21 protein-coding genes and 1 pseudogene are annotated in these 25,381 nt (G+C 53.5%); 7 read left to right on the forward strand and 15 right to left on the reverse strand.

Going from position 1 to position 25,381, the window contains the following annotated elements; translation table 11 throughout:
- Positions 1–632: 632 nt before the first annotated feature.
- The 3 genes from M2401_RS11130 to M2401_RS11140 form a co-directional block, all read right to left on the reverse strand.
- Positions 633–1,529: a nucleotide-binding protein gene (locus tag M2401_RS11130; protein WP_259102713.1), complete on the reverse strand. Its 897-nt coding sequence runs from the start codon at positions 1,527–1,529 to the stop codon at positions 633–635.
- Positions 1,529–1,804 carry a hypothetical protein gene (locus M2401_RS11135; RefSeq protein WP_259102715.1) on the reverse strand — a complete coding sequence of 92 codons (276 nt, stop codon included), beginning with the start codon at positions 1,802–1,804 and terminating at the stop codon, positions 1,529–1,531. The genes M2401_RS11130 and M2401_RS11135 overlap by 1 nt, the downstream gene beginning before the upstream one ends.
- Before the next feature lie 237 nt (positions 1,805–2,041).
- Positions 2,042–7,879, reverse strand: a complete 5,838-nt coding sequence (locus tag M2401_RS11140; RefSeq protein ID WP_259102717.1) for a DUF3320 domain-containing protein — start codon at positions 7,877–7,879, stop codon at positions 2,042–2,044.
- 258 nt (positions 7,880–8,137) lie between these two features.
- Between M2401_RS11140 and M2401_RS11145 the strand changes: the two genes are divergently transcribed.
- The 3 genes from M2401_RS11145 to M2401_RS11155 all read left to right on the forward strand — a co-directional run bounded on the left by M2401_RS11145 (position 8,138) and on the right by M2401_RS11155 (position 10,661).
- Positions 8,138–8,761, forward strand: coding sequence for an MsnO8 family LLM class oxidoreductase (locus M2401_RS11145; protein WP_259102719.1), 624 nt, complete (start codon positions 8,138–8,140; stop codon positions 8,759–8,761).
- Positions 8,713–9,117: a hypothetical protein gene (locus M2401_RS11150; RefSeq protein ID WP_259103307.1), complete on the forward strand. Its 405-nt coding sequence runs from the start codon at positions 8,713–8,715 to the stop codon at positions 9,115–9,117. Before M2401_RS11145 ends, M2401_RS11150 begins: the two co-directional genes overlap by 49 nt.
- A gap of 260 nt (positions 9,118–9,377) precedes the next feature.
- Entirely contained in the window at positions 9,378–10,661 is a 1,284-nt protein-coding gene (locus M2401_RS11155; RefSeq protein WP_259102720.1) for a hypothetical protein, read from the forward strand.
- A 300-nt stretch (positions 10,662–10,961) separates the two neighbouring features.
- On the opposite strand, the gene M2401_RS11160 is transcribed toward M2401_RS11155, so the two are convergent.
- The 4 genes from M2401_RS11160 to M2401_RS11175 form a co-directional block, all read right to left on the reverse strand.
- Entirely contained in the window at positions 10,962–12,050 is a 1,089-nt protein-coding gene (locus tag M2401_RS11160) for a TniQ family protein (RefSeq protein ID WP_259102722.1), read from the reverse strand.
- Positions 12,051–12,101: 51 nt separating this feature from the next.
- Entirely contained in the window at positions 12,102–12,959 is an 858-nt protein-coding gene (locus M2401_RS11165; RefSeq protein ID WP_310504117.1) for a TniB family NTP-binding protein, read from the reverse strand.
- Entirely contained in the window at positions 12,952–14,793 is a 1,842-nt protein-coding gene (locus tag M2401_RS11170; protein ID WP_259102724.1) for a Mu transposase C-terminal domain-containing protein, read from the reverse strand. Before M2401_RS11170 ends, M2401_RS11165 begins: the two co-directional genes overlap by 8 nt.
- Positions 14,794–15,021: 228 nt before the next feature.
- Entirely contained in the window at positions 15,022–15,876 is an 855-nt protein-coding gene (locus M2401_RS11175; protein ID WP_259102726.1) for a LysR family transcriptional regulator, read from the reverse strand.
- A gap of 74 nt (positions 15,877–15,950) precedes the next feature.
- Here M2401_RS11175 and M2401_RS11180 point away from each other — a divergent pair, with 74 nt between their 5' ends.
- Positions 15,951–16,949: a DMT family transporter gene (locus M2401_RS11180; RefSeq protein ID WP_409033911.1), complete on the forward strand. Its 999-nt coding sequence runs from the start codon at positions 15,951–15,953 to the stop codon at positions 16,947–16,949.
- On the opposite strand, the pseudogene M2401_RS11185 reads toward M2401_RS11180, so the two are convergent.
- A pseudogene (locus tag M2401_RS11185) lies at positions 16,900–17,034 on the reverse strand (aldolase/citrate lyase family protein); the annotation flags it as partial. The gene M2401_RS11180 and the pseudogene M2401_RS11185 sit on opposite strands and share 50 nt — an antisense overlap.
- Before the next feature lie 194 nt (positions 17,035–17,228).
- Here M2401_RS11185 and M2401_RS11190 point away from each other — a divergent pair.
- Entirely contained in the window at positions 17,229–18,635 is a 1,407-nt protein-coding gene (locus M2401_RS11190; protein ID WP_259102727.1) for a glycerophosphodiester phosphodiesterase family protein, read from the forward strand.
- A gap of 6 nt (positions 18,636–18,641) precedes the next feature.
- On the opposite strand, the gene M2401_RS11195 is transcribed toward M2401_RS11190, so the two are convergent.
- Positions 18,642–19,046 (reverse strand): DUF1956 domain-containing protein, encoded by a 405-nt coding sequence (locus tag M2401_RS11195; protein WP_259102729.1) that lies wholly within the window; start codon positions 19,044–19,046, stop codon positions 18,642–18,644.
- A gap of 70 nt (positions 19,047–19,116) precedes the next feature.
- Here M2401_RS11195 and M2401_RS11200 point away from each other — a divergent pair, with 70 nt between their 5' ends.
- Complete coding sequence (locus M2401_RS11200) at positions 19,117–19,869, forward strand: LysR substrate-binding domain-containing protein (protein WP_259102730.1); 753 nt, start codon at positions 19,117–19,119, stop codon at positions 19,867–19,869.
- An 88-nt stretch (positions 19,870–19,957) separates the two neighbouring features.
- Here the strand turns inward: M2401_RS11200 and M2401_RS11205 are convergent, their stop codons facing one another.
- The 5 genes from M2401_RS11205 to lysA all read right to left on the reverse strand — a co-directional run bounded on the left by M2401_RS11205 (position 19,958) and on the right by lysA (position 23,393).
- Positions 19,958–20,503, reverse strand: coding sequence for a glutathione peroxidase (locus tag M2401_RS11205; protein WP_259102731.1), 546 nt, complete (start codon positions 20,501–20,503; stop codon positions 19,958–19,960).
- Positions 20,504–20,559: 56 nt separating this feature from the next.
- Positions 20,560–21,075 carry a hypothetical protein gene (locus M2401_RS11210; RefSeq protein WP_259102732.1) on the reverse strand — a complete coding sequence of 172 codons (516 nt, stop codon included), beginning with the start codon at positions 21,073–21,075 and terminating at the stop codon, positions 20,560–20,562.
- A gap of 116 nt (positions 21,076–21,191) precedes the next feature.
- On the reverse strand, positions 21,192–21,635 hold the full coding sequence (locus M2401_RS11215; protein ID WP_259102733.1) for a hypothetical protein: 444 nt from the start codon (positions 21,633–21,635) through the stop codon (positions 21,192–21,194).
- Positions 21,628–22,080 (reverse strand): hypothetical protein, encoded by a 453-nt coding sequence (locus M2401_RS11220; RefSeq protein ID WP_259102734.1) that lies wholly within the window; start codon positions 22,078–22,080, stop codon positions 21,628–21,630. The genes M2401_RS11215 and M2401_RS11220 overlap by 8 nt, the downstream gene beginning before the upstream one ends.
- A 74-nt stretch (positions 22,081–22,154) precedes the next feature.
- Positions 22,155–23,393 carry a diaminopimelate decarboxylase gene (gene lysA, locus M2401_RS11225; RefSeq protein ID WP_259102735.1) on the reverse strand — a complete coding sequence of 413 codons (1,239 nt, stop codon included), beginning with the start codon at positions 23,391–23,393 and terminating at the stop codon, positions 22,155–22,157.
- Between the two features lie 120 nt (positions 23,394–23,513).
- Between lysA and M2401_RS11230 the strand changes: the two genes are divergently transcribed.
- Complete coding sequence (locus M2401_RS11230) at positions 23,514–24,428, forward strand: LysR family transcriptional regulator (RefSeq protein WP_259103285.1); 915 nt, start codon at positions 23,514–23,516, stop codon at positions 24,426–24,428.
- Positions 24,429–24,444: 16 nt separating this feature from the next.
- Here M2401_RS11230 and M2401_RS11235 read toward each other — a convergent pair whose 3' ends face one another.
- Positions 24,445–25,296, reverse strand: a complete 852-nt coding sequence (locus M2401_RS11235; protein ID WP_259102736.1) for a deoxyribonuclease — start codon at positions 25,294–25,296, stop codon at positions 24,445–24,447.
- Between the last annotated feature and the right edge of the window lie 85 nt (positions 25,297–25,381).

Raw genomic sequence — 25,381 nt, forward strand, 5'->3', positions numbered from 1 at the left:
CGCTTAAAAGGCTAGAACTGGTGCCCACTTAAATTTAAGTGCACACCATGTCCTGGCTTTGCGGGGCTGGGTAGATGACTTGGCCGGACGCTTACACAACGTGAGCTTCAGTGAGTGTGGATGAGTTGTCCGGTTAGAGTGTACCCTTGCCAGACGTCAGGCGAACCATACGCCCAGCGTCAGAGTAGAGCCGTCTTCTGCATTTCCTGACGCTTCGGCGTTAACCTATATAGCCTCAACCTGACAGGCCACACTCCCAGGCCTATTTATGGACGCCAACGGAATGAGGGTTCCAATCCTAGGAATTGAATATGAGGTGCCCGTCTACGTGCACACGACCACTTCGGAGGTCACGACCACTAGCCCATACAGACTCGTAGTGGTTGATGAAAATGGTAAGCCAGCTCAAGTCCTCACTGAAGCCAACTTGCAAAGCTACCATTTCGACGAACAGAAGAACGTAACTCCGAATGCGTGACTGTGTAGCTCGTGCCTGGCATTTTGAGCCGCCCCCCCGTCAAACCAAAGACACTTTCGACATGATCCGGGGCGAGCGTGGCCTGAACGACAGCTGGACAGGGTACCGAGGCGTCTGTCCTTCTCAGACAGATCACCTCCCTACCAAGCACCGGTTACTGTCGCATGACTTTATTCCAGTCAACGAAATGTCCCGCAGCCTGTAGCTCACGCCCTAGGGACTGCTTCCAAGCCCCTGCGTCGTCCATCTGCTCCCAAACAACACCTGCAAAATCACTTGGGATCTCCAGCGCTCCGCGCTTAAGAGCACAAACCCTGTCCCGTCCAAGTCTGCCGATGAAATATCCCAGCTCCAGGAGCACATTTTGTCGAGCCCTAGGCTCAAGCTCACCGCCTTTCACTCTCCCCTCGTCGTCCGGGGTTAAGAGCACAACCGCGAAGCTTACATCTCCATGAGCTTCCACTTTCTCGATGACCGTTCGACCTCGATTCGCTTGCTCATGCAGGATGATGGCCTCGAAGCCGATCCGTTCTAGAAAGCGAGCAAGCGTTTCACGCGCACCGTTATCGTGGCCATGAACGATAAATATCTTATTTGAGATGGGTAGCTGCAAGCTTGGCTCAACGTTGCCATTCGATTCAACGTAAAGCTTGTAGTCTCTGACAAAGGGAATGAGAAGCTGCTTTGTAAACTCGCGAACCCCCGCGATTACCTTATTTCCGGCATAGAAGAAATTACGGCCAAAATCGGTTGCGAAACCCGGATCAGCGGCCAGCATGTCGATCAGAAGCAGAGTTAGACCCATCGTCTCCTTAGGGTCATCAGGCCAAAGGAGGGACGCGCTACCCACCATGCCACCTGCCGTACGCTCGCTTGCTTCTAGAAACTGGTCTACATCTAGACCGGCTTTGAGCGAGCTATTGATGCTTTCCAAATCAGGATTGTTCAGGAGAGCCGAAATTCTTTTCAGAGGGCGTTCGAAGGTTTGGAGATTCGCGCCTTGGAGGTCGAGCAGCGCGTTATTCAATTGCTTGAACAGATCAGCGTACATTATTCACCCGCTTCCATTCTCGCGGCCGAAGCACGCTCCAGGATTTCAGAGCGGTAGCGCTCTTTCATTTCAGCTGCAAGCGGCTCAATGATCGGATTGGAGGCGTAACGGCCAATGCATTCATCAATTACTGTCTCGACCTGCTGGACTGCTTCCTCGATGCTCGCAGGATCGTTGGGGTCGAAATTTACCGTGCACAGATCACCATCGAGATCCTTAAGTACTTCTTGTGCCTCTTTGAGCTGCCGCTGAAGCTGGTCGAGTCCTTTAAGCATAGTCATCACTCCTTCGGGTAATCTCAGAACAATATCACTAATTTTCTGACAGATGGATCCAAAAATCGGCAGGGCCGCGCATGACGGAGAGGAGCCGTACGATTACGGCCCGCACCGCCGGCGCAACGGTGACCCAGCCACTCGATGCCCATAATCACCTGGTGATTGATCGCTGCTTATCGCGGGATATTTCCCCCAAGCCCTCCTGCTAACCGGTGTGGCACATTGAGCTAATTCTTACGCATTCAGAATTCGCTCTATTCGCTGACGCGCAGCACCTGTAAGCCGTTTGACGCCTAGCAACCGCGCGACCTCCAATGCGGGGTCAGCCGCATCAATGATGCTCGCAGCGATGCGCAGCTCCTCTGCCGCAATTTCTTCAATCGAACGCGCATCGTTGGCCGATACGGGAACACGGTATGTCGACCATGCCATCACATCGCCTTCGGCGTGCCAGATGAATACCTCTTCAAAGCCCGCCTGCTGGACGTGATGGTGCTGATCAGCCAGCTCCAGCACTCGATCCCTAATCAGTCGACCAGATCGTTGGAAGCCATGCGCACGCGCTACACGTTGAACTAGCAGCGCATCGAGGATTGGCGCCTCTTGGCGAATCACCTCCTCAATAATCTGACGAAGCACTGGAATGTATTCAGGCACGTGAAACTGCTCGGCTTCGATCAATGAGGCGAGTGCCGAAAGATCAGCCACTCGATATTCACCCTGTCGCCCAACAGCAGTTTGGCGGCCATAAGCGCTAGCGATTCGAGCCTCAACCTCCAAAGATTGCTCATCACCGGAATCCATCGGGGATTTAATCAGGGCTTCTACAACCTCATCCATCTCTGGCTCCACGGCGAAGTCGATGGCGACCGTTGGAGCTACCGCTTCATCCGCTTGGATTGGCGCGACCTCCAACCGGGATTGATCCAGTAGGTCATTGAGCGCAGCGTGCAGCTTCTGGAGAGCGCCTTCCTTGTTCACCCACCACTCCGTGGACCAAAGGCGCAGCAGATTCCATCCCAAGCCCTTGAGAATCGCTCCGCGAACTTTGTCTCGGTCCCGAGCAGTGGCAGCGCTGTGGTAAGTAGCTCCATCGCATTCAACGCCAGCCAAGTAATCACCCGGCCGGTCAGGGTGAACAATCCCCAGGTCGATGCGGAAGCGCGATACGCCGATCTGTGGCACTACCTGCCAGCCAAGACGTCGTAGACCCTGGGCAACGGCCTCCTCGAACGGCGAGTCGTAGCCGCCTACAGAGCCTTGTATCGCTTCAGCCAGTGCCCTTGGGCCGCGCTGAGCAAATTCGATGAAGTGCTTCAAGTCACGAACGGCGCGGGCGTTGGTCCGGTTCAGATCGATCATTGACGGATCGAAGGATGTGAAGACGAGCATCTCGCGCCGAGACCGGGTGATGGCGACGTTCAGCCTGCGCCATCCACCGTCCTTGTTGAGCGGACCGAAGTTCATGGACATGACCGGCGCGCCCGCCTCCGTTGGTCCATAGCCTATCCCTAGCATAATTAGATCGCGCTCATCGCCCTGGACCGTTTCCAGGTTCTTCACGACTACAGGTTCGGTCTGTGTATCTTGGAAAAACGGCTCAATTTGTGGGTACTGCTTGCGCGCAGTATCCAGCAGATCGTTGATCAGCTTTTGCTGGTCAGAGTTGAGCGTGATGATACCGATTGAGTGGCCGGCAGCGACGAACGCAGGATCAGTCAGACGCTTTACAGTCTCGCTGACGATGGCTTCAGCCTCAGCTTGGTTGTAGCGGCCCTTCCCTTTCGCATAGACACCCTCAACCCTGCGCCACTCTACAGCGCTTGCACGGGTCTCCGCCGCAGGAAAGGTAATCAGGTTGCTGTCGTAGTAACGGTGGTTGGAGAACGCGATCAGGCTTTCATGGCGGCTACGGTAGTGCCAGCTCAGACTGTGGCTTGGCACCCCTGCCCCCAAGCATTCATCCAGGATGCTTTCCATGTCCTCGGCGGTGTCATCGTCACCAGCGCTTGGACCACGGCTGAAGAAGTTGGTAGGTGGCATCTGACGCGGGTCACCGGCGATTACCACTTGCTTGCCCCGAGCGATTGAGCCGATAGCATCCCATGGGGCAATTTGCGAAGCCTCATCGAAGATGACTAGATCAAATGGAGGCTGATCGGCAGGTAAGAACTGCGCAATCGATAGCGGGCTCATGAGCATGCAGGGAGCCAGACGGTTCAACGCGTCTCCCATCTCAATAGCCAACTGCCGGACCGGTTTGTGCCGGCGAGACTTTTGCAATTCGTGCTTGAGAATCGCGAAGCCGCTGCTCTTGGGGATGTCGTTCTTGGATGGAATAAGGCCGCAGAGCTTCGCCCGTATGTAGCGCACCGTTAGTTTCGCCAGTTCGTCGTCCAGACGAACAAATGCCCCGATGTCGCTCATGTGTTCGGCAGCGACGAAGTTTCTAAGAAGCGGTTCGCTGTCGATGCCATGGGTCGCAAACCAATGGGCGTAGGCGGTGACGAAGGTTTCTTCAGTAGAGGTTGGCGTCAGACGCCCTGCTTCCAGAGCTTGAGCCAGACTGATTAGCCCAGCCTCGGCAGCCTGCTCGCGCACTCGGCACCAGTCGCACCATGCCTTTAGCTGTTCTTCTTGTTGCTGAATGGAGAGCGAGGTAGCCCGCAGTGCAGTAACGGACGGATGCGTATCGGTGCTCGTTCCAGCCAATCCAGCAAATAGGCGTGCTGCATCGTCATATCGGGACAAGGCTTGTTGCAACACTGTCAACGCAGCACCAATTTGCCCACTTGGCGCCAGCATTTCATTCGCATCGATGACGAGACGCGCGACTGAGCCGCGCAAGGAAACCAGGTGGTCGGGTGACTCGGCGAGAGCACTCAGCAGCCCGCGCAGATTCTCAGCCAATATGACCGCACGCAGAGTGCGGGCACTGTCGCTCGTCAGACCTTGCCAGCCAGGAATCGACTGCATGTCGCTCGCCAACCGATCCAACTCGGTTAGCTGAGCATGGAGGCGCTCGAAAGTGGCGAGATCGGCAAGGGTATCTGGAAGACCCGCTGCACCACCCAATGTGGCTAATTTCTTCGCTACCTTTTTCTTGGCGAATGTTGCCAGGAACCAGAACTTGCCTTCAGCCTCTTGCCAATCACCGCGCAATTGGTCGAACGGGATACGGCGGCACGCTTCATCGGCGTAATCCAGTGAGAGGCTTTCCTCAAGCTCCCGATAGCTCTCGATCAACTGACACGCACGTCGAGCTGATTCGATACGCGTAACAGCATCGGGCGTAAATGCGAATGAAAGGTTCTGGCCATGGGATTCGACTACCAGAGTGATCACATCACATAGCTGCTGAATCTGAGTCACCTCGGCTACAGGCAACGACAGGTGCGTTAGTCCAAGGAGCTTCTCGCTTGTGGCGTTCAAGGCATCAAGCGCCTGCGGCAATTCTCGCGAGGCGCTAGCGATCTCTGACTGCCAGACGTTCGACCATTGGGTCTGCGACAGAGCGCCAAACTTGCCTGACAGGTCACGAGCGGCAGTGCCGTTTAAGCCAAGACGCCGGGAGAGGTCCAGTAAACTTCCGTACTCGGCAGCATCGTGCTGCGTGGTCGGGGTCCAGGTCAGTTTCGGCGTCTGAGGGCCGTGGTCGCGAACTACCCGGCCAATCGCCTGGTGCAGGGAAAGGCCGTTATCCCAACGTCGGTGCAGGACGTCAACCAACTGATTCAGTCGCGAACGAAGGGTCTGCAGCCGAGCAGCTTCGTTTTCCCACTCCTCGGCACTCAACGCGTCACTCACATCCCATGCACGATCCAGTTGCTTGAGCACTTCAACCTTCGACGCCTTGCTTGAATGCAGCTCCAGGCAGAACTCGCCCAGGCCTTTTTCAGCCAGGCGGCGATAAACCACATCCAGCGCTGCACGTTTTTCGGCAACGAACAATACGCGACGTCCCAACGCAAGGTTGTGCGCAATCATGTTGGCAATGGTCTGCGACTTACCGGTGCCCGGAGGCCCATCCATTACAAAGCTATGAGTACTGGCAGAAGCGACTACGGCTGATAGCTGCGACGAATCGGCGGGCAATGGTGCGAACAGTTGTGCTGGCGTTACAGATGAATCCAGCTGCTCAGGTCGGGGGAATTCGTCTGAACCAGAAAAGCTCTCTCCTGCTTCATTTGGCTCTAAGAGATGCTTGACCAAAGGGCTTTGCAGCAACTGCGCCGCGTTGGCGTTCAGGTCTTTCCACATCAGGTATTTGGCAAACGAGAATGTGCCCAGAACGAGTTCGGTGCTCACCTCAAACCCAGGCACATCGCGTACTGCTCGCCGCACCATATTCCAGATACCGGTCACATCGATGCCACTTTCATCACTCGGTAGTTCACCATCGAGCCCAGGGATCACCAGCTCAAAATCATGACGCAGCAGTTCAAGCAGCGTCATATTGAAACGTGGCTCCTCATCGAGCAAGCTCAACGTCACTCCGGACAAAGCGCTTTTGCGCTCAAGCTTCACCGGCAGCAAGACCAGTGGAGCGGAGTACGTTTTTACGTCGTCTGCGCTTTTCTTCCATTTGAGGAAACCGATAGCCAGGAACAGCGTGTTTGCTCCGCCCTCCTCTAAATCGCTGCGCGCTTTGCGAAACAGATCGATCAGCGTCGCTTCAAGCTTGACCTTTTCCAGACTCGCCAGGACTTCACCACGCGCGAGTGCTTGACGAGCGACTTCATCGACCAGGCTTTCGTTGTTTTGCTGCTCGTAGAGAGCAACATCACGGCCACTGCTTTTCAGGTCAGGTACCGGCACCACGCGAATGCGCCCGCCACTGGAAAGAAGATCTTCGAGGGCCGCCGGATCCGGGCAGAGAAGACGCACGCCCTTGGCGCTATCTGGCAGGTGCAGCAGGCGGTTGCGGGTGGTCAGATCAAGTAGTTTACGCTGCCAAAGCGTGAGCTTGCCGGCCGGACCGTCGCTGTCTTCGTTGATTTCGACATCGAACCCTGGGAGCGGCGGAGCATCTTCCAGCCCTTCAGCAGCGGGCAACGCATCGGCGCTCGAGTCGACCACCTCTACTGCTGAGACCAGCGCCATTGGACGGATCTTCTGCATGCGGGCACGATGCACGTCGATGGCCATGATGAACTGCTCATCATCGAGCTGCCGTTCGGCTGCGGCGACTGCCTGGCTGAAGCTAGGCGGATGCGCCCGCGTGGCCAAGGTGGTCTCAAAAACCAACATCTCCTTCAGATCAAGGCGCTTGCGCACTGCTGAGGCTTCGTCGGTCAGCAATTGCGAGAACTCTTGAGGCTGCAACCAGACACCTGCAAATGCGTGCCCCTTAGTCATCAGAAGCAAAGCGTTTAGTCCGGCCTGCTCCAGCGCCGCTGCAAACAGCAAGGCGGAGTCGAGACACGTCGCTACTCCGTTTTCCAGCACAACACTCGGGGGCCTGATTTTTTGGCCCTGTTGCTCGAAGCTGGCCGGAGGCAAGGCGTAGCTCAGTTGAAACCTGCATATCCCTGACCAGATGGCAGAAGCCAGCTCCCACGTGCGAGTTCGTGATTTGCTTTCATAGCCGTCAATACCGTCTTTCTTGCTTGCCCGGCGCAACACTTGCGAAGCTGCTTTGAGCACCCGGTCCACTGCTGGGTCATTGGGCATGCTGAAAGCAGCTAGCAGCTCGGGCATCGCGCTCAAACCGCCCCACTCTGTTCGGGCCAGCAGTTCTGTCGGGAAACGCTGCTCCACGAGTAGGCTATCGCCTTGAGCCAAGCGCATTACGACATCGGCGGTCAGGCTTTCGCTCAACCCAGATAGGTAGCCTCCATTGAGCTTGATATCGCGTTCGGAAATGCTGAGGCGGTCACCCGCATGGATACGGTCGATGTGCCAGGTTCGGCTTTCAACGAAGCCCGGATCGGTACTCAAAGTCAGGGTGAGGTTTTCTAAGGTTGTTTCTTCTTGGTTCCAGATGCTCAACTCACGTACGAGTGGTACCGCATTCTGGTGCGAGGCGAAGCCGATTTTACGGGCAATCAGCGCCTCAATCTTGATGTTCATTCACGGGCTCCTGCTGCTGCGAGCGCTGGCCTCATATAGAGGCCGCAAATGGCGCCTATAGTCCATTAGTAATCGACGGTTGGGAATTTGTTTATTATTGAACCATCCGGATTGAGGCGTTATTAAAGTTGAGAAGCGGCCGTTTTGCGAAAAGGCGCAATTTGCGTTTAAGGCTCGTCCTCGCCTACCCAGGATCCCTCGCCGGGCTCCCGTGGTTCAGCAGAGGATGAACCCGCTTGGCACTACCCATGAGATCCTGTGCTTCCCGACTCATTCTTGCCCAAAGGAGCTGCCCCTGGACGTTACGAAGACAGACCTGAATGCCAGCGACGTCTATCACATCCTCAAGGATGTCGTTCTCGGGGAGCGGACGATGCACCGAGGGAGCGAAGAGCCTTGCGATGGCCTTGGTCCAGGCGTGATGACTGTGTTGCTCATATCGCCTCCGGGACGGAAACCATTCGGATAGGCGTTGGGGGAGTCATGCTTATGAACCATTCGCCTTTGATTATCGCCGAGCAATTCGGGACCCTAGCCAAGCTGCATTCTGGCCGTATCGACCTTGGCGTTGGCCGCGCCGATGGTGGCGTGGATCATTCAACAGGCGCAGCCCTCAGACGACTAAGCAGCGGCGAAAGTTTTCCTGGAGGTATTGCCGAACTTCAAAACTACTTCGCTAACGAGAAGGCTCACAGGAAAGTACATGCCTATCAAGCAGAAGGCACACATGTCCCTATCTGGATTCTTGGCACCAGTATGTATGGCGCGAAGCTGGCAGGACGACTCGGGTTGCCCTATACGTTCGGGTCCCATCTGAACCCGATCAAACGTCGATGGCACTCCAGGCCTACAGAAATGAATTCCAGCCCTCCTCCGTTTTGAAATCGCCTTATGTCATGGTCGGAGTGAACATCGCTGCCGCTGAAACGGACGCTGAGGCTCAGTGGCTCGCGACGACACGGATGATGACTTTCACCGACCTCGTTCGCGGAAAGCTAGGTCCTACTAGGCCACCGATTGATGATATGGATGCTTATTGGTCACCAACAGAAAAGCTGCATGTGCAACGAATGTTGGCGCGGTCCATCGTGGGATCAAAATCCGCCGTAAAAGCGGAGCTGAAGGAGTTCTTAGTGGAAACCGGGGCCGGCGAGGTCATCATCGCCTTCGATATATACGATCACAAAGCCAGGCTGCGCTCCCAGGAGCTGGCAGCCCAGTGCATGACAGAATTGTGATTGCTACCTTCAGCGTTTGACGCGCGCTTATCATCCAACATCGAACTTGAAGATAACATCTACTCGGAATGGATCCAGGGGGCGTTAGGGCCGATGTCTCCCATGAAACCGGAAACATTGCGACCCTACATACTCGTAGTTAAAGCTTGTACTAGAACTGCCGATTACTTGACATGTGTGACGCGCAACGAGTCTTCACCGACCTCACCATCAAGGAGCCCCAGCCGGCTTCCCTAATAACTGACCCGAAGGACAAGCTCTTGAACCAACCTGCATCTGGGCTGCCTGAAAATTCCAGCCAGCGCTCTGAAACAACGAAATTAATGCGTAAAATACTTCGAAAGGCACCGAAGTATTGGAAGTTTATCGCCGGAGCTATTTCCCTTTACGCCGTAGGCGCAGCGATCCTGGCATTATACATCTATCTCTACGTGATTCAACGGGTGGATTTATTCATGCCCTCCGTTACAGTGAGCCCCGCACTGTTCGCATGGTTGACCTGCGGGGTCCTTATATTGCTCGCAGCGCTACTTTGTATAATTACGCCAGCCATCGTATTCACGGGAATGATATCGCTGTTCGGTCTGCCCGCTAAAGATGCAGCAAGGTTAACACCCCGATTAGCCTTTCTCATGGCAGGTGGATTTGGAGTGATGATCCTGGGTGCATACAAATTAAATTCAGACGATTTTGCTTGGTCATTTCTTGTAGTATGGCTGCTCGGAATTTTGGGTATTTCGCTACTCGTGGCAACTACGAAATTGCAACGATCAAGCTATCTGAAAAAAATAGAAGGGAAGAGTTGGTACAAAGTTAGAGCCGCGTGGATGATTCTCGGCGCATCAATAATCTACCTACTTACCGTAGCTGTAGGCATATATCCAACAACATTTATATCATGGTCTCACCCCGACGCCTCAACGCAATCTGGGGAACTTCTGGTCATGGGAATCTCTATTGCATGGATGGTCTTGCTCTGCATACCAACAATCACATTCTACAATACAGAGGGAGACCTAACAAAAAAGGTGTTGAATACCTTCAAAGCCGTCTGCTTTGCGGTCTTTGCGTTTCTTGTTATGTCACCCTCTTTGTTTGGACTGGTTGCTTATTCGGCGGCCTCAGCGGTCAAATTAAGGAATTCCCAAGTGTCGGAATATATTGTTAGCAAGAAATATCCGAAGGCAACTTTGGATAACGAACTTTGGAAGGTCAGAGAGCTAAAAGATGAAGAGAAAACTGTCACCATTCAAGCCTTCCCTCTGTTCAAGTTCGGCGAAACCCTCCTGCTTTGCCCTGCTAAATACGCACAGCTCGATAGAGATCACATTGCCGAAGTTTCTAAATATTGCTTTGCAACAAGCAGTTCCGAAATGACACTAGCCGCACCCACTCAATCAGGCAGAACGTTTTATCTCAAAGAAACCTATTGCGGCCGGGTATTTACAAATCCACCTTTGAAGCTCAGCCAAAAGCAGCAGTGCATATATGCGCCCCCCAAAGAGCAATCCAATGGCCTCATAATTTCAGCTCGTATGCGGTAATACGCCTATCAGCTTACGGCGGGCGACTTCGTTCGTGAACATGTACTCAAATTTAGATACGGAAGGCGACGCACTAGATGTGCGAAGATAATACCGGACAGCGGCCCGCACCATACGGATAGCAAAGGCAAGATCAATCTGTACTGGATTTTGAAAAAAGATCTCCCTGATGATACACCGTCATTCACAGCCTGCTATGGCTATGCGCAGCAGTTACCGAAATCGGACTGGACGCCGCACCGAAGGGTGAAATTGATCTAGTTTTGATTCACCCGGTGTTCGGCGTACTCTTCGTAAAATTCAACGCCGTAATCTCCGCTGTATTCTCCAAGCTTTCATTTTAGCGTAACTAAAAACATTATTCCTATACGCAGCATCCTCAAACCCCTCTATAAATGAAAGTAGACATTCATTATTTAAATAAGGCGCTGCAGAAAACAAGTCAAGAATTTCCAGATACTCTTGCTCAGAGTAAAACCCTGGAACAAGCGAGCCTATTTGCCTAGCATCACTTAACCATCTGTACCCTGACGCCCTAAATGCTGACGCCATAGTCGATTTCTCGTTTTCATCAGAAAGCCCAAAAATACAGGAAATCATTAATAACGCAATCATGCGTTCGTATGGCGAAGCAGTTACGGCACCTAAATTCATACTTTCCTTATAAGTTAAGCGCTCGTGAACAATAGGCTCACGACCATCGCAGTAGAGCGCTCTCGCCGGTCCGGCTGACCTTGCAACAATGCGACAAGACAAAAGTATCTGCATCGTCAGAATTGTTATATTTTTCAATAAGCTTGTTGAGACCAATTCGGGCTGTCCACTTAACGTAAACCATTCAGCAGTGTCTAGCCCAGCAAGCCACTTTTGAATTCTCATCCCAATTTCTGCACTAGGTATTTTGCTTGGTACACCGCCCCACCTCCTTGAGTAAGCAAATAACGGCGCTGAACCGACTTCAGTCGCGAAGGCCTCCCAAGGCTTATAAAACGTGGGATCATCTTCCATAACTATTAAAAGACAGCCATGGCGCAAGCAATAAGGTGCTGTTATGTAACACCATGACTTGCGCCATGCGGGCATGCCAATATTTACAATATCTTCCCGTATGCACATCCGACAGAAGCTGAATCTGTGTAGCGGGTGACTGAGTAGAGATGCTCTTGGTTTAAAATAAGATCTGATCAGTTCTTTTTTTAGGCCTCCGGCATCACAAACTCGATCAAACGCGGCACTGTACAAATCAAAGTCTGGGTCCTCCGAGTCGTCATAATACATCTCACCTTGATCGGAATTGAAGCTCAAACAGTTTTTGCTGTGGGCGGCTCTAAAAAGCCAAGATGCGAAAGTTTCGTCTATCAAAGGTTTTGGCCATCCTTCAAAGTGCATTTATCATCTCCAGCAAAAGACAGAAATGTCACAGCGCATTTTCACATACACCTAAAATGCCCAGGGATTGCTTATAGCTTCTCGCATCACGTCCAAATCTATGAATTCCTTTTCGTTTTTTATCGCAACTATGGCACTATGCTTTATGAGTTTAACTACGTTATCCATTAACCCATTAGTATTCGCTAATATAAATTTCACAGATGCGCTCTCGTATAAGCACGATGGCTTTTTCAGAGGAAGATTTTCTTCAAAAGCGGCTAAAAACGCTCTAAATACTTCAGATTCATTCCATCTAGGGAGATCATGAATGTAGTACCTACGCAGCAACTGTGCGTCATGGCGCAGAGCATTACGCGCTAAAGATGTACCAAACCCGATTACCGACAAACAATATGGCTCCCCCGACAGCCCTTTAAGAAGAGACAAGGTTTTTAACTGCTCCGGACGATTGGATAGCAATGCGTCATGAAACTCATCTATTACCAAGGCTCTAACGCGCCTCAAGGTAATAAACTCTTCAAGTTCGGCTGGCAAACTAGGCCTAGTTTTCTTCCTGACAGAGTTTGAAGCTCCTATTGCATCTAATAAAAGCTCTCTAAAGTTAAGGTTTCCTGGATTTTCATTCAATGCAAAAAAGGAAATTTTTTCGTTCCACCGTTCACTTATCAGCTTAAGCTGCCTAACTATGCTCGTCTTTCCACTCCCCCCCTCTCCGCAAATCAACATGCATGGAGCCTGTATCTGAGGCGGTGACTTGACCATATTGCTAATCATCCTAATCGCTAGAGTAGAATGTGGGCACTCGATCCACAAATCGTTCTGGACCGACTTAATCTTCTGCTCGATTGACAACCCCAACATATAACGCTTCGATTCTTTTATATGATCCCCATTCATATCAAGCATCCTCACTAGGAAGCGCTATAGGCTTATGGGTATAATTTACAATGCTTCTCTTATCATTAATATCCGACAATCCTAAATTTTTAGGTCGCGATTTTAAATCCGCATCGGTTAAATAGTCAGCGTATTCAGAGAATGATGCTCTCCTTTTCTTTTCTTTTCGCGTTGTCTTTGTACTTTCCTTAACAAGGCTTTCATTATCCCTGCGTAGCTGAGCAACTCTCACCGGGGTAATCCATTCAGGCTCGAGATTTCGCTTTCTTGATAAAAAATATTCCTCAAAACTACAATCTGAGGTTGTCAAATCCGCAAATGATAACTCAACATACTCATTTTCAAGTTTTACCCATATTTTGGATAAGGATAACGGATCATACTTTACTAATACTTTTTTTAACCCTATAAAAAGAGATAGAGCTGGCGACCAGTAATGCGAACCGAAAAGGGCAATTCCTTTCGGCGAGATATCCCGCCTCTCCTCTGGCATGAAATCAAGCCTAAACCTGAATGGGTCACGCACTAACTTAGGTTGGGTTAGTGCATTATTTTCCCCCATAAAACTACGATTCCAAGCATCTCCCGGGCTACATTCAATTCCACTATGGTACGTACCGTGATAGATGGCAACTTGGCCAGAAAACCATATGACAAACTCTCGAAAAGACAACACGGATTTTTTATCACTATCATACCCTTTTCGTTGCTGGGTATTAGAAAAGGTCGTGCCAGATAGGAAGTGAACGTGACTAGTCATCATCGTCCCTATCAATCTTTCAACATGACCTCCATAGTGTTTCTTCCCCGGAGGCCTGTATTCTGGTTTAATATCATATTCTTTGCAAGCAGCCTCCAACTTAGGAGATCTAAATTCTTTAGCGTTATCCATGTGAACAATAGATGGCACGCCATGAAATGGATAAATATCCGCATCAGCACCGATGCTATTAAGATATGTTCTTTTGGGAAAGGCAGCATGAGTCATTGCGCACGCAACCGATACAGATGAAGGATGATGATATCCAATATAGTAACCAAGTATAACTCTAGTATGTACATCTATAACAACAGTCAGCCACGGCCGACCGATAGGCTCGCGAGTTAACGGATCACACAGTATGACATCTACTAAAGTATGATCCATCTGAACAACTTCCAACGCACAATTAGTAACTCTAATACCCGGACGCGCATCAAATTTTTGATTAGCAGCCTCTGCCCCATATCTTAAAGTGTGAAGTTCTTTAGCATTAAGCAATTTTAGTCTACAGGTGACTGCGCCGATGCTAGGCGGGGTTATACCACTGAGAAGGCAAATATCCGTTACTTCCTGGTACGCCTTTTTAAATGTAAGCTTTATGCCCGAGCGTTTTTTGGAGATTGTTAGACTTATGATTTCCTCGACTTCATTAGTCAATCGCGTTTCCCCGACTTTCCTTCCCCGACTCTGACGCAATAATGAAAGCATACCAACTTCGGAGCTATAGCTCTTTAACATTTTATAAAGCTGTGTCTTTTTCACACCTAGCATCACCATTGCTGTTGAATGGTCAATTTCTTGATTTTTAAGCTTTCCTATAACAAGAAAACGATCGCGCGCAATGTTGATCTCTTTTTCTGATGCTTTATTTTTTGCCAAAACTAATTCTTGGCTATATATCTCTTTTCCGTCAGAAGCTATAGCTGGCAGGAACGTTAACTGATCTACAGCAATGATTATTTTTTTTCTATTTTTAAACAGGCTCACTTCGACATGCGATTCAGACACGCACTTTAGGATGGTGGCAGGTTCCCCCGCGACCAAAACCACCAGACCTTGCTCCAAGGCTACAAGATGCATCTTGATCAGTCCGCGAACAAAACCAATTCAACAAGCATAATAAAAAAACGGAATTCTGCAACAATATGGCTGTATTTTTCCGTTTTTTTGATACAAACTATATTTTTTTATATAAAATTCAATTAGTTATGCTTGGTTCGCTTTTTAAATGGTTCTCACATCGTTATGGTCTCGCTGAGCACTGACAAGAGCAACATATAATCTCCATCAGGTGGCTTGGTCGCCCGCCTACAACCGAAAAGAGCTTTGCATCGCACGCGCCAACAACCCCACAGCCTCATCCCCACGAGATGCAGCACTGCGCACGAGTACAATGTCATAGTCCGGAATAACCGGCATTCCTTCGAGGATCTGCATGCGCTTGGTGACCTTGCCACGGTCGATCAGGCTGACGGCCAATCCTGCCTCCACACACGCTTTGATCGCTTGGCTGGAGTGACTTTCGAGCACGATGCGTGAACGCCGACCTGACACTTTGAGCGACTCGGTCATGGCCTCGCGGTAACAGCATTGCACGGTGTGGACGGCCAGAGGCAATGGATCTTCGAGCGCCACAGTGGTACTCATCGGACCGACCCAGACCGGCGTGGTCGACATCAACACCTGGGTGTCCGGGCCTATGTCGTCCTTGAGCTGAGTCACCACGGCCGCCTGTAATTTGCCGCGCTGGACCCATTCTCTCAGTACAGGACTCGGCCCCGTCTTGAGTTCCAGCACCACGTTGGGCCAGGCGGAGGTGAAGGTCGGCAGAATTTCCCGGATGACGTGGGTCACGTATTCGTCAGGGACCCCCAATGTGATGCGCCCGGCGAGGTCGGCGCCATGCAGATCAGCCAACGCCTGATCGTGGGTGCGTAACAGCGCAGCGGTCGAGATCAACAGGCGCCTGCCCAGTTCAGTGAGAGAAATTGACTGGTTATCGCGATTTAGCAGCCGACCGCCCGCCACCCCCTCAAGACGCTGAATGTGAACGCTGACCGCTGCCGGGCTTTTATGCAGGTGCTCGGCGGCCGCGCTGAATTTTCCGATGCGCACTACAGCGTGAAAGGTGCGTAGCAAGTCGATGTCTAAAATTGCAGACATAATTCAATTCCGATGAACAACTGATAAAGGATATTTTGATTTATTAGACTACGCCCATTCCGTAGGCTTTGGGAATGAGCCAGCCAATTCCGATTCAACATGAAGAAATAATGCGCCGGCGGTGGCATCAGACCTTGCCGCTGCTGTTGCTTGAAGCCGGTCTGTTGCTGACCTGGAGCTCGGGATTCATCGGCGCACGCTTGTCCATTGATTACGCACCCGCATTGTTAGTCACGTTCTGGCGCTGCGTAGTGATTTGCCTTCTCCTGCTGCCCTTCGTGTATAGACCGCTGCTTAACACACCTTTTCGTATCCTGTTGAGACACGCAGGGATCGGACTGCTGGCGATGGCAGGGTATCTGACCGGATTGACGCAAGGGATCACGCTCGGGGTTCCTGCCGGGCTCGCTGCCCTGTGCGCGGACCTGTTGCCGCTGGGCATGGCGTTACTGTCAGCGGTGTTTCTTGGTGAGCGGTTGGTGCGTCAGGTCTGGCTGGGGTTGATCGTCGGGCTGATCGGCGTGATGTGGGTTAGCCATAGTGCGCTGGCGCTGGGCAAAGCACCGCTATGGGCCTGCGCCTTGCCAGTAGCGGGCATGCTGTCGCTTGCGGTAGCGACGTTGTGGCAGAAACGCGCCAGCACGTCACAATCAATGAGCCTTCTGCCCAACCTCTGGCTGCAATGCTTCGTCTCGAGTTTCGCCTTTGCCGCCATCGAGGGCAGCCAAGGCAGTCTGGCGCCCATTCCCTCTACGGGCTTCACGTTAAGCGTGCTGTGGACAGGCCTGTCGACCCTCGGCGGCTACGGGCTGTATTGGCTCTGCCTGAGCCGAAGCACCGAGACCCGCGTTACCAGCGTGCTATACCTGAGCCCGCCGATTACCTTGCTCTGGGCCTGGGCCATGTTCGATGAACCACTGTCCTGGCAGATGGGGGCCGGGATGGCGATATCCGCGATCGGCATCTGGCTCGTGATGCGTGCCGAAGCCAGGCACACTCCGTCCGCAGTACATGCCGTGACCGGTCTGCACAATGAATGCCGGCTGCCTTGCCCGCGGCACAAATCCGTTTGATCGCGTCTTCAATGGCTTCCTGAACATCGGGATGTCCAGGATTACCTCGATAGCCCATTGCCGCCGATAGATCGGCCGGGCCGATGGTGCTGGGTGCGGTCGTGGTCATGCTCAATTACTCAAAATCCAGGGTCTGACCTCCCATGTCAGCCACCAACCGCAGTTGGATCTGATCCGAAAATCGTCACAAACGTCCATCCGATACACTGTCACCATGCTGTCATACGTCAAAGCCAACATCCGTGGTTACCCTCCCCCTACCCTATTGAAGGACGACACATGCACACTCGCTCAAGCCCGCCAGCGGTCAAAACGCTGCTTGCCCGCTTTATCGTTGTCGGATGCAGCCTGCTGGTGAGTGCTTGTGACAGTGTGACCGGGGGTTCAGTGGGCAGCAGGCCAGCCGCCGCTGCTTCGTTCAAAACCCTGGACGGTGCACCGCCCCTGGTTATCGGGCATCGCGGCCTGCCGGGGCTGTACCCGGAGGAAACCCGGGCGTCTTATGAGCATGCGGCCGATGCGGGTGCGGATTCCCTCGAGCTGGATCTGCACATGACCAAGGACTGCGTATTGGTGGCTCGACACAACCCGTGGTTGAGCGACAACACCAATATCAGCGAAGTCGCCAAGACAAACACCGAGGTTGCACGCCGCAAGCGTACTGTTCCAGGGGTATGGGTCAATGTCAGGTATCCCGCCACTGCAGAAAATGGCCCGGCCCGATACCTGAGTGATTTGACCGATCCCAACGACCCAAAATCAGTGTTGAAATCCCTGGTCGTTGACGGTGAAGACCACACCAATGATTGGTCAATCAGCGACTTCACACTGGCCGAACTCAAGCAATGGATAGGTGGCACGACTTTCGATGCCCGCGACGAGCGCCCTACCGAGCTTAACGGCAAGTTGCCGATCCTGAGCTTTCAGGAAGTGATCGACATTGCAAAAGCCAAAAGCGCAGCCACAGGCCGGGTTATTACGACCTACCCGGAAAGCAAGAACCCGATCTGGAACAATGCCCAAGCCGTTGCCAATGGTTGCGGCGCACCAGGTACTCATCCGTTCGAGGCGGCTTTTCTCAAGACCCTTAAAGACAACGATCTGAATCGCAAAGATGCCCCGGTCTTTGTACAAAGCTTTGACCCGAACAGCCTGAAATACCTGCGCTCTATCGGCCTGCATACCAAGGCAGTTCAGCTGGTCGATGGGAACGGCATAAACTTCAAGACCGGAGAAACCATTTTCATCACGGACAAACCCAACACCTTCGTCAGCGGCCGCCCTTACAGCTGGACCATTGCCGGGGACCCACGCCCCTTCGGTGCGCTGCTGACGCCAGCCGGGTTGGCCGAGGTCAAAACCTACGCCGACGGCATTGGTCCTTGGAAGCCACAAGCAATGTCGCTTACAGCCGCTTCAGCGCAAACCACTTCGTCCCAGCCGGGCTTGCCCCAGGTCGACACCCTTAAGCCGACCAGCCTGATCAGCGACGCCCACCAGGCCGGTTTGTTCGTCCATATATTCACCTTCCGCAACGAAGCGAAGTACCTGGCAGGTGTCTACAAGGGTAATCCAGCGGCCGAATACATGGCCTTTTTCCGGGCCGGTGTTGACGGTGTATTTAGCGACTTCACGCCTGATGCCGTTGCTGCCCGCACTACCTACCTGAAGGAAGTAGCGCGCTAAAGGAAGTCATCCCACGGCAATTGGCACCGGCCTTACCTGCTCAACCGGCGTGCCCGACCTCTTGTCGGGCTGCCCACCATCGAAAAAACTCTGGGCGATTAACCTCACAACCTTGCAAAACCCGCAAAAACCGATGGTTCTTGCTGATGGGCAGCCTGTCGCCAGGCGGCCATGGGTCGACGAACCGTAGCGTAATTTACTAACGCGACACGCTTCACCCTGCCGCTGCCTGGCAAGCCCTTCCAGGGTGAATCGGGCCTGGGTCAATACCACATCCTTGATCAGCTCCATTTCCCGCTGCTCGACGGCCGTCCAGTTCAACAGCTTGAGCATCCGGCTGCGTTGCGAACGGAACGCCATGCCTTGGGTAAACAGCGCAATCGAATGAATGACCGTGCGCTCGTCATCCACTGCCAGAGCTATCCCTCACCCATGGCGCGATCAGCCAGCACATTGCCCGGCTGGAAAAGAGCTGGAGGGGGTGCGTCCGTTTGTCCGTGATGGCCAACGGATGATCCTGACCGACGCGGGCCAAGTGCTGGTGCTACAGGTCCGCGAAGGCCTGAACACCCTGTCACAGGCTTTCGATGAGGTACGCGCCCGCCCGCGACGTACCGGTGCCAGCAGCACCCTGACCGTCAGCGTATTACCCAGTTTCGCCATTCGCTGGCTGGTACCCCGGCTGGCAGAATTTCAGGCGCTTCGCGCTGATGTCGATATTGCCATTCGCCCAACCACTTCACTGGCGGTATTGGACAGCCGCGACGGGGTCGATCTGGCCATACGTTACGGCAGCGGAAACTGGCCGGGATTACATGCCGTCAAATTGATGAAAAGCGTGGTCTTTCCGGTATGCAGCCCCGGGCTGCTTGCTCGGCTTGCGGTCAAGACACCGGCCGACCTGCGCGATGCGCCGCTGTTGAGAAACCCGCGGCAGAAATGGCAACCCTGGTTCCAGGCTGCCGGACTGGATTGGCCAGAACCGGCGCACGGCCCTTTGTACGACGATTCCGGTCTGCTTTTGCAGGCCGCGGCCTTGGGTCAGGGTGTAGGGCTGGCCCGTGAAGTTCTGGCCGCCGACGACCTCGCCACCGGCCGGTTGGTACGGGTTGGACAGTTGGCGATAGAAGATGCCTCCAGCTGGTTCCTGGCCTGGCGCGAACCGCTGCGCTGCAATCGTCCGGATTTCGAGGCTTTCGTCCGCTGGCTACAACAAGAGGCCGATAGCGCCTGAACATCCGGCCAAATCCTGATCTGGAATGCATAAGGCACCGGACAATCGTCCAGGGCCTTTTATTCAACAACACTCAGACAACTGCGGATCAGGCGCTCAGGGCCTGCTCGATCGCCGCTGTCAGGCGCGGATCATCCGCTGCGACATCCGGGGCGAACCGACCGATCACTTTACCGTCCCGGCCGACCAGGAATTTCTCGAAATTCCACAGCACTTCGTGTCCTTCGCCGCTCTCGATGCCGTAACCCTTGAGGCGTTCACGGAACGGGCCGTCGCCGGTCGCTGTTGGCTGGGCTGAGGTCAGCTCGCTGTACAACGGATGCCTGTCGGCGCCTGCAACGGAGATCTTGGAGAACAGCGGGAAATGCACGTCGTAGGTGGTGGAACAGAACGACTGGATTTCTTCGTCTGAGCCTGGTTCCTGCTCCTTGAAGTTGTTGGCCGGGAAACCTAGTACTTCAAGCCCTTCGGCCTTCTTGCTCTGATATAGGCTTTCCAGACCTTCGTACTGCGGTGTAAGCCCGCACTTGGACGCGACGTTGACCACCAGCAAGACCTTGCCCTTGTACTGGCCCAGGTTGGCTGAAGTCCCGTCGATTTGCTTAAGAGGAATGTCGTAAAGAGCGGCAGTCATGGGTATCTCCTTTGAGTGATCGGTAGTGTCATCCAGTGGCACACATTAAAGCGTATTCAATAATTGAAAAATACCTTGCACCGGGCACACCATTTCTCTGCTTCGGTCCGGTTCATCGGAAAACGCAGAACAGGATGGCTTGCATCAGCGACCTCTAAAACCAGTGCGTAATCGATAAATTCACGCCTGATTTCAAAGGCCGGGACGCTCATGCCCGAAGCATTGACTATTCGAGCCTCAACACCGCCCGCGAATCTCCTCTCAACCTGCACCCACTCACATCGCCAGCCTGTTACCCATGAGAAGTCGCGGACTTGATAGTCGCCAGTGGCGCTCTGGCATTGAGCGAGTTTGTGCCTGGCGTGGTCAAAGACGACGAACAGCGGGCGTGGGTAGCCGAGGAACTGAGTATCGTCGAGGCTCAGGCCTTCTTTCATGTTGATGGAGGCTACAAGTGCTTTCGCTCGTCTGCGCCGCCATATCAGGAAACCTATGGCTAGGCAGAGAATTGAAAAGGAAACCAGAAAAGCCTGGAATATGTCGAAGGTAGGCGTCCCTTTGTGAGGCAGCATGCACCACAAGAGTCCTATTGTCGCTAACCCCGATAAGCACGCTACGGGGATAACGATTCTATTGGCAACGCTGATTCCGAATGTCTTCAACTCGCTGCTCATCATTGTTTTCGCTGTCACTTGTTGACTGGATCAGTGCTTACACTGTGAGTGAAGGTCAACCGGAGCGAACCCGTGTCACGGACTTCAGTGGTAATCAACTCACCCTTGTTGTTATCAAAAGCGATCGCATCACCGACCTTGCCCAGGCTCAACTGTTGCCAAACTATGGCAAAACGCGTTCTGGAAACTTTGCGTACTTCACCAACAAAAGCCCACTGGGCAGGCACTGATTGGGCTGGTGAAACCTGACACTTTACGGGCAAGGGATAAGCCGGCTCGGTCGTTTCACGAAGGTACATTGCCGATTTGATAACGGCAGTACCAGGCGTCGGCACACAGTCGACAATGGCACCTGCGCTGATAGTCGTCTCCCTGCCCGCTCTGCTGCCTGGGCACCATCGGCAAGCAATAAAAGCCCTGCGCCAAGGATGACCTTTATATTCTGCTGCATCAGCCATTCATCCTGCTGAGCGCCTTGTACATCATCATCAAGAACACCACAGTTCCCACCACCGACAACACCAGCCCAACGACAAGCACGACCTTGGCGATCTTGGTCCAGGTCCGCTGCACCTTGTCAAACTCCTCGAAACTGGCCCAGCGCTTGTGTGCCCATGCCAAGGAACGCCCGCGCACTATCAGATAAAGCCAGACACCCTGACCTACAAGCGACAGCGCGATGTTGAGCGTCGGATATCGGTGCGGCATGAACGGTGGTATCAGTGCCAGGAAGCTCAAGGCACCGAACCAGACGCCATTGCACAACGCCCACACGCCACCAAAGACAAACGCGCCCCAACTCCCGCCCCTGGCCTGCAGCGGAATGACCTCGGAACGTTCGCCCGAGTTGTTATCGACGACGGGTTGAAGGGGTACTGCAGGGCTGAAGCGGCCGTCGCTCATGACAGGTACACCGGGATAAGGAGCGCCACTGTAGCAGAGTCACTGCAGTTGGCTGGCTCACCACGTTGAACGCCTCATGGGCATAACTCCAGACTCAGAAGTTCCTGAATGTTTTGTCGACGCCTGATCAACCGAAAACCGGCGTGCTCAATCAGGATCTCGGGCAATAGCGGCCGACTGTTGTAGTTTGAAGACATTGAAGCGCCATAGGCACCGGTGTCGTGGATCACCAGCAGATCACCGACACGGGCCAAGGGCAGATCCCGGGCGGCCAGAGCGTGTTCATCCTGGGTAAAAACATCGCCAGACTCACACAGCGGCCCGGCCACCATTGTCGGCTGCAACGGGCGGGTGACCGGCTTGCCGTCAGCGTCGAGCAACGTCATGTGGTGGTAACTGCCGTACAACGCCGGCCGCATCAAGTCGTTAAAGCCGGCATCAACCAGCACGAAGGTATTGCCGCCCATTTGCTTCACGGCACGGACCTCCGTTACCAGGTAGCCCGACTCTGCAACCAGAAACCGGCCGGGCTCTATCTCCATACGCACGGGATGGCCAAGCATCGCCTCGATTTGCGCCCTGGCCGCCGCCCATGTCCGGGCGTAGCGCTGGATATCGACCGGTCTGTCGGTGCTTCCATAGGGTACTGACAGCCCACCGCCAATCGAGAAGGCCTCTATATCCCTGTCCATCTGACCCACCAGCTTGATCATCGACTGAGCAATCTGCTCCAGATGCTCGTAATCCACACCGGAGCCGATGTGCATGTGCACACCCACCAAATGCAGACCGTAAGCGCTTATACAGTCCAGCGCCTCGCCCAGTTGCTCATGCCAGATACCATGTTTGCTTTTTTCACCGCCGGTGTTGGTCTTGCGACTGTGGCCATGGCCGAATCCGGGGTTGATGCGGATCCAGACACGATGTCCTGGGGAGCGCTCGCCCAACTGCCTGAGCATGTCGATAGAGCCCGCGTTCACTTCGACTTGTAGCACGATCACTCGGGCCAGGGTCACCTGATCGAGCATATCGCAGGTCAGGACCACCCCTGGCGGATGACCATCGACCGAGGCCCCGGCAGCCAGGGCTCGCTCGACCTCACCCAATGAAACCGCATCCAGGACCAGACCTTGAGCACGCATCAGGCGCAGGATATGCAGGTTGGGGTTGGCTTTCTGCGCGTATCGAACCGTGTCGAAACCCTGCAGATCTTCGATGCGATCAATGATCGTCCTGGCCTCATAGGCCCAAAGCGGCGATCCGTGGCGGCGAACCGCGTCGGCTAATAATTCAAACGGTGCGGAATCAATCATGAAGGGTTCTCGTCCAGGGAAAACCCGAGAGTGGACCCGGCAGAGAATTTATAAAAATAGCTTTTTTTCGTCAGATCATTCAGATCTGATATGGCTATAACGTTCCTTATTGGTTTTCCCGTGAAACTATCCTTTCGTCATATCGAGATATTTCGAGCCATCATGTCATCCGGGAGCGTTACGGGTGCCGCCCGACTGCTCTTCACCTCACAGCCCACCATCAGCCGTGAACTCTCACGATTAGAGCAGTTGGTCGGGCTGTGTCTGTTTGATCGTGAGGGGGGACGCTTGAAGCCAACAGCACAGGCGTTTCTGTTGATTGAGGAAGTTGAGCGCTCGTACATCGCCCTGGAACGTATTGACCGTTTCGCTCAGGCGATTCGCAACTTCGAGCATGGGAGGCTGGCGATCACCTGCCTGCCGCTGTTTTCCCAGACGTTGCTGCCCGAGGTGTGCCGGCAATTTCATCATTTCCACCCAGGCGTGAGCGTAAGCATTACCGCTCAGGAGTCGCCACTGCTGGAAGAGTCCCTGGTCGCACAACAACATGACCTCGGCTTGACCGAAGTCGAGCAAATACCCAGAGGGACGTTCGGCGAATTGCTGTTCAGTGCAAACATGGTCTGTGTATTGCCTGACCAGCACCCGTTGGCACACAAGGCCCAGCTCGAGCTCAGCGACTTTCACGACGTGAATTTCGTCAACCTGTCCCGCCTTGATACCTACCGGCAGCAGCTGGACCAACATTTCAGAACTGCCGGCGTCAACCGGCGCACGGTCATCGAGACGTCCAACGCCGCATCGGTATGCGCCATGGTCAGACAAGGGTTGGGCGTGGCCGTTATTAATCCGCTGAGTGGACTGGCGGCGGCCCAAACCGGACTGTCGATTCGTAAACTGAGTGTTAGCGTGCCTTATAAGGTGATGCTGATACGCCCCGACCACAGGCCAGGTTCGACGGCAGTGGATGTGTTCTGCGAGGCGTTACGAACGCAGGCCCGACAGATAACCGATATCCTGGGCAAGGATTTTTGAATTGATGGGCAACTGTTCATTTGAACGTTAATCCCCAATAGACAGCCATGTGATCTGAAACATTCTTTCTCCAGTCCCGTCCTGACAGGCTGTTCATTGTGATGTAGCAGTGATCGTCGCCCACCAAAGAGGCGCCGGTTATGATCAAGTGGTCATAAGGACTGGCAGGATCGCCTTTGGCAGTCAGGCTGGTTGCGTCATTTCTCGGGCATGCCGACGGAGCCAGTGCGGGAGATGCTTGCGGATCGGCCCAGGTAAATCCCGGTTGATAAACGTCTTTCTTGTTGGTCACGCCAAGATTCCAGTCGCCACCGATCACCACCGCAAAGCCTTGCGGTGGAATTTCAACTGCCTCGTGGGTTGTTGTCGCAAGGCTGTTAAAGAATGAGCCTGCTGCGTTTGCTTCCGCTTGGCGCAGTTTCGGTGAATTGCCAAAAATAGAGTGAATATCCGCAAACCACGCATAGTGATTTGATGTACCCACGCTGACCCTGGCAAGCATTGCGTAGGGCGGACGACTGAATGAAGCGGCGGGCGCATCCTGGAAGTCTATCGGCGTTATTTTGCTGGTTTTATATACAAAGCAATAGGCTTCTCTATACGTACTGTCGCCCTTCACTGCAGAACAGGTACTCGCCACGTCGCTGCCCAGCTCAGTGCAGGGCAAAGATGAACTCATCGCTTCCTGCAAGAAAAGCACATCGGCTTTCGACATCAGCCCTTTTATCTGCTCGCACTTGTTTTGTGTGGCTGGCGACGCGCCCCATCCAAGATGAAGAGTGTTGAGTGAGGCAACCGTAAGGTCCGCTGCATGGGCGTTACCGACCAAGGCTGGCAAAACGCAGCAGATCGAGAGAAAAATGCGCACGCTTCGAATCAATCACTCACCCCTTCAGGTAATGCTTGCAGAATGGCCTTTGCGCAGCGGTGAATCGTCTAAAGCGACGGTTGGT

The organism is Pseudomonas sp. JUb42 (assembly GCF_024807945.1).
Taxonomy (GTDB): domain Bacteria; phylum Pseudomonadota; class Gammaproteobacteria; order Pseudomonadales; family Pseudomonadaceae; genus Aquipseudomonas.

Coding starts and splice junctions, on each gene's coding strand:
- M2401_RS11130 (WP_259102713.1), bottom strand. CDS start 1,529: ATGTACGCTGATCTGTTCAAGCAATTGAATAACGCGCTGCTCGACCTC.
- M2401_RS11135 (WP_259102715.1), bottom strand. CDS start 1,804: ATGCTTAAAGGACTCGACCAGCTTCAGCGGCAGCTCAAAGAGGCACAA.
- M2401_RS11140 (WP_259102717.1), bottom strand. CDS start 7,879: ATGAACATCAAGATTGAGGCGCTGATTGCCCGTAAAATCGGCTTCGCC.
- M2401_RS11150 (WP_259103307.1), top strand. CDS start 8,713: ATGGCACTCCAGGCCTACAGAAATGAATTCCAGCCCTCCTCCGTTTTG.
- M2401_RS11160 (WP_259102722.1), bottom strand. CDS start 12,050: ATGCACTTTGAAGGATGGCCAAAACCTTTGATAGACGAAACTTTCGCA.
- M2401_RS11165 (WP_310504117.1), bottom strand. CDS start 12,959: ATGCTTGATATGAATGGGGATCATATAAAAGAATCGAAGCGTTATATG.
- M2401_RS11170 (WP_259102724.1), bottom strand. CDS start 14,793: ATGCATCTTGTAGCCTTGGAGCAAGGTCTGGTGGTTTTGGTCGCGGGG.
- M2401_RS11175 (WP_259102726.1), bottom strand. CDS start 15,876: ATGTCTGCAATTTTAGACATCGACTTGCTACGCACCTTTCACGCTGTA.
- M2401_RS11180 (WP_409033911.1), top strand. CDS start 15,951: ATGAGCCAGCCAATTCCGATTCAACATGAAGAAATAATGCGCCGGCGG.
- M2401_RS11190 (WP_259102727.1), top strand. CDS start 17,229: ATGCACACTCGCTCAAGCCCGCCAGCGGTCAAAACGCTGCTTGCCCGC.
- M2401_RS11205 (WP_259102731.1), bottom strand. CDS start 20,503: ATGACTGCCGCTCTTTACGACATTCCTCTTAAGCAAATCGACGGGACT.
- M2401_RS11210 (WP_259102732.1), bottom strand. CDS start 21,075: ATGCTGCCTCACAAAGGGACGCCTACCTTCGACATATTCCAGGCTTTT.
- M2401_RS11215 (WP_259102733.1), bottom strand. CDS start 21,635: ATGGCTGATGCAGCAGAATATAAAGGTCATCCTTGGCGCAGGGCTTTT.
- M2401_RS11220 (WP_259102734.1), bottom strand. CDS start 22,080: ATGAGCGACGGCCGCTTCAGCCCTGCAGTACCCCTTCAACCCGTCGTC.
- lysA (WP_259102735.1), bottom strand. CDS start 23,393: ATGATTGATTCCGCACCGTTTGAATTATTAGCCGACGCGGTTCGCCGC.